Source organism: Tissierella sp. (assembly GCF_052089545.1).
Classification (GTDB): Bacteria; Bacillota; Clostridia; order Tissierellales; family Tissierellaceae; genus Tissierella_A.
On record NZ_JBQDAA010000194.1, the window covers coordinates 1 to 4,315 of the forward strand.

At 28.2% G+C, this 4,315-nt stretch carries 4 protein-coding genes; all 4 read left to right on the top strand.

All coding sequences use genetic code 11. The features are described from left to right. On the top strand, window positions 1-118 hold a 118-nt coding region (locus ACTHW2_RS11265), incomplete at its 5' end, for a Fe-Mn family superoxide dismutase (RefSeq protein WP_442264022.1). A 113-nt stretch (window positions 119-231) separates the two neighbouring features. Then, window positions 232-1,236 carry a questin oxidase family protein gene (locus ACTHW2_RS11270; RefSeq protein ID WP_442264019.1) on the top strand — a complete coding sequence of 335 codons (1,005 nt, stop codon included), beginning with the start codon at window positions 232-234 and terminating at the stop codon, window positions 1,234-1,236. Between the two features lie 241 nt (window positions 1,237-1,477). Beyond that, window positions 1,478-3,043 carry an FAD-dependent oxidoreductase gene (locus tag ACTHW2_RS11275; RefSeq protein WP_442264020.1) on the top strand — a complete coding sequence of 522 codons (1,566 nt, stop codon included), beginning with the start codon at window positions 1,478-1,480 and terminating at the stop codon, window positions 3,041-3,043. 164 nt (window positions 3,044-3,207) lie between these two features. Next, window positions 3,208-4,098 carry an EamA family transporter gene (locus tag ACTHW2_RS11280; protein WP_442264021.1) on the top strand — a complete coding sequence of 297 codons (891 nt, stop codon included), beginning with the start codon at window positions 3,208-3,210 and terminating at the stop codon, window positions 4,096-4,098. Window positions 4,099-4,315 lie beyond the last annotated feature (217 nt).

Here is a 4,315-nt window from a genome sequence, read left to right on the forward strand (position 1 = left end):
TGTTTGGGAACATGCTTACTATCTAAAGTATCAAAATAAAAGACCAGATTATGTTAAAGCTTGGTGGAATGTTATAAATTGGAGTGAAGTAGAAAAAAGATACAATCATTCAAAATAGATAAAAAATTCTAAGGCTGTCACAGCCTTAGAATTTTTTTGTGATTAAAGAATAAAAAATGGGTATAAGAATTATGTGTTCTATAAAATAAAGTATTGAAAAGAGGTATACATATGAAGGTTGAAAATGTAATAAATGAAACAGGACAAAAATACTCTCCGTACATGGGAGGGCTTGTAAATCATTTGCCAATGGCACAATGGGCAGTGTATAAACTATCAGGAGAAGAAGATAAAAAAGTAGATAATTTCACAAAGAAATATCTACAAAATGCACGTATAGATAAGGTAAAAGAAGAATATAAAAAGGCTAATTCTTTAGAAGAAGCCTTGGGAAATAGAAGCTTATATGAGGGAACACTAGATTTATTAAAAGAAAAGGCTCAAACAGAAGATATAAAAGAGCTTACCAAAAAGATCCTAAATAAATACAAATTTGGAATGAGTTCAGGACTTTTTCATACTCTTATAAGGGTTGCCTATGGAGTAGAAGGATATAATGAAAAAGAAAAACTTAAAGAAGAACTTATACGAGGATTAGCTTATTATATAACAGCTTATAGAGAGTCGAAGCTATTTAAAAGAGAGATTGTGGGAGATGATATATTTAAAGAAATAAAAAGTTTATCAAGTGATGTAGAAATAAGAGAAATATTAAATAATAATAATACATTAGGCCAAAGAATAAAAGGATTATATAATAGTAAAATATATCTAGAAAAGGGTTTTATTATAAAAGGGGATGCAGATGAAAAGATAAAATCACTCTTATCTTTACTTGTTCCTTTATATTATAAAAAAGGCAATATAGTAATTTTGCACTGTATAACAAGTATACATGCTATGATTATTTTAAAAGACTACTATGAAAACTATAAAGAAGCAATAGATATACTTACAACCTCTATACTTACACATTTAATAGCTACAGAGATTTATAAATATCCTAAAAAGGTACATTCAGAAACTGGTTTTTCATGGAATTGCTTAAAAGAAAAGGCTATAAAATCTAAGGATGTTCATGATATAAAACTTACCTACTCAGCTTCTGTACTAGATAAAATATATGAGATAGATGAACTTAAAGATATAAGTATTAAAAGAATAAGACATTCATAAAAAAATAAATAATAAATAAAAAACTACTTTTTATAAAATTGATATGCTTCCCTTGTAGTGTACAGATTAAATAACAAATCTGATACCAAGGGAAGTATTTTTATTTTACTCGGTCTTATAAATAATATAAGTAATTTGAAATTTCTATACCATTATATATCATAAAATTGATAAATTAGTATGTTTTACGTAAAAATGTAAAGAATATTATAAAGATATATTAATAAATGGAGGGAAAAAAATGAATAATAATTTAAATATATTTAAAGATCTGCCAAGTTCTTATTGGATAGAGTCTACTAAAAAGACAAATTATCATACTTTAGATAAAGACATAAATGTCGATATTGCTATAGTTGGTGGAGGTATGGCAGGAATATTATGTGGATATCAATTACAAGAAGAAGGTTATAATATAGCAATACTTGAAGCTGGAAACATTGTAGAATCAACAACAGCCCGTACAACTGCAAAGTTAACTTCTCAGCATGGTTTAATATATGATAAAATTAAAAATACAATGGGAGATGCACTGGCTAAACAATATGCAGAGGCAAATGAAACTGCCATCCACGAAATAAAAAGAATTGCTGATGAAAATAATATTGATTGTGATTACTCTACACAGCAGTCTTATATATACACAAAGGAAGAAAAATATAAAAAGAAAATTGAAGATGAAGTAAATGTTGTAAATTCCTTAGGGATTAAAGCTAAATTGATTGATAAAATACCATTTCCTATAAAAATCAAATCCGCTATGGTTTTTGAAAACCAAGCACAATTTCATCCTAGAAAGTTTTTATTAGCTTTGGCTGAAAAACTTGTAAACAAAGGAGTTAGTATATATGAAAATACAAGAGCCATCCAGTTAAACACAGAAAATGATAAGTATATTATAAATACTTCACAGGATAAAAAAGTTACTGCTGACAAGGTAATTATTGCTTCCCATTACCCCTTTTATAATAAGAAAGGCTTATATTTTTCTAGAATTTATGTACAAAGATCTTATGTTTTAGCTATTAAAACTAAGGAAAAATTTCCAGGTGGAATGTATATAAATGCTGAAGATCCACCTAGATCTCTTAGAGCTCAGCCTACTAAGGACGGGGAACTAATACTAGTTGTTGGTGAAAATCATAAAACTGGACAAAGTGAGGATACAAATAAACATTATGAAGCTTTATTTGATTTTGCTAAGGATATATTTACTGTTGAAGATGTTCCATATAGATGGTCTACTGAAGATTGTATGACTTTAGATGGTGTTCCCTATGTAGGTAAGTTTAACCCAGATACTCCTAATATTTATATAGCTACTGGTTTTGGCAAATGGGGTATGACTAATAGTATGGTTTCTTCTATGATTTTAAGAGATTTAATAGTAGGTAAGGAAAGTCCATGGCAAGATGTATATGATCCATCTCGGAAGACCATTGCGGCTTCCATTAAAAAGTTTGCAGCAGAAAATATAAATGTTGGAGGCCAATTAATAAGTGGGAAACTTTCAAAACCATCTAAAGATACAGATGTAAAACAGGGTCAAGCAAAAATGTTAGAAATTGATGGAGAAAGGACTGGAGCATTTAGGGACGATGACGGGAAACTACATTTAGTAAATACAACTTGTACTCATGCAGGATGCGAGTTAAACTGGAATTCTGCTGAAAGGTCTTGGGACTGCCCTTGTCATGCTTCTAGATTCACATATAAAGGTGATATTTTGAAAGGACCTGCTACAAAACCTTTAAGTTTTGATAGAAATGTTAATATATTAAAGAAACTATTTACAAAAGATTTTTAAACCATACGATAGTGATATAAAGGGATAGAACTCCTTATTATTATAAAATATAATGATGATAATTTATTAAGTTTTTCTATGCAAATATAAACCTTTAAATGTACTTTTTTTAAAGTTAAAATTATGATATTATAGTTATAGTTTTTAAAAAAAGGGGGACTTATATGTGGTTTATATTTGCATTAATTGCTTTATTATCTTGGGGAACAGCAGATTTATTTTATAAAATGGGTACTGATCCTAAAGATAAATTAAGTCATTATAAAATCGTTATAATGGTAGGGCTTGTAATGGGGACTCATGCATTTTTATACATATTATATAATTTATCTAATGGTATAATTTATAATCCTGTAAATATAATAAAATATTTACCGGTATCTTCTATGTATATCTTATCTATGACTATAGGATATATCGGACTTAGGTATCTAGAGCTTTCAATAGTATCTCCTCTTAGCAACTCATCAGGAGCTGTTGCTGCAGTTTTGACATTTATATTTTTAGGACAAACTATGGGTAAATTACAATTCTTTGCAGTTACAATAATTACTATTGGAATTATACTTCTGGGTAAACTAGAAAAGAAAGATGAAAAAAAAGAAAAGGATAAGGTGGAAAAGAAACACATTATAAGCTTTACAGCTATTATGATACCAGTTCTATATGCTATTATAGATGGAATAGGAACATTCTTAGATGGGTTTTATTTAGATAAAATATTGTCGGAAGCTGAGGCAAATATTTCATATGGACTTACCTTTCTAATAGTAGGTATTTTATCATTTATTTATGTAAAATATATTAAAAAAGAAAAACTTACCTTTAGTGGAGAAAAGATAAAACTTACAGCGGCTGGCTTTGAGACTTTTGGACAATTCTTTTATATTTTTGCTATGGCTGAAAATTCAATAGTCACAGCGCCTCTAATTGCTTCGTATAGCATAGTATCTATAATACTTTCTAGAATATTTTTAAAAGAAAAGTTAACAAGGAATCAATATATGGTAATAGGAATTATTATGTTAGGAATATTTATTCTTGGTATAGAATAAATAGGGAGTATTGTGAAGTATTCCTTTACGGGTATATTTACTAATATATTGATATTTAATGAAAATAAAACAATTAAGAGGTATGGATATCCATACCTCTTAATTGTTAAAATGTGATAGAATGATTTAAAATAATAAAATACAGAGGTGTTCTATGAAGGTTAAAAAAATTGGTATGTGAACTATAAAAACAGTTAGTGCGGTAACTTTAACAGTG

Bases quoted from the DNA above. Each gene is read 5' to 3' on its own strand.
- ACTHW2_RS11270 (WP_442264019.1), top strand. From the start codon at position 232: ATGAAGGTTGAAAATGTAATAAATGAAACAGGACAAAAATACTCTCCG.
- ACTHW2_RS11275 (WP_442264020.1), top strand. From the start codon at position 1,478: ATGAATAATAATTTAAATATATTTAAAGATCTGCCAAGTTCTTATTGG.
- ACTHW2_RS11280 (WP_442264021.1), top strand. From the start codon at position 3,208: ATGTGGTTTATATTTGCATTAATTGCTTTATTATCTTGGGGAACAGCA.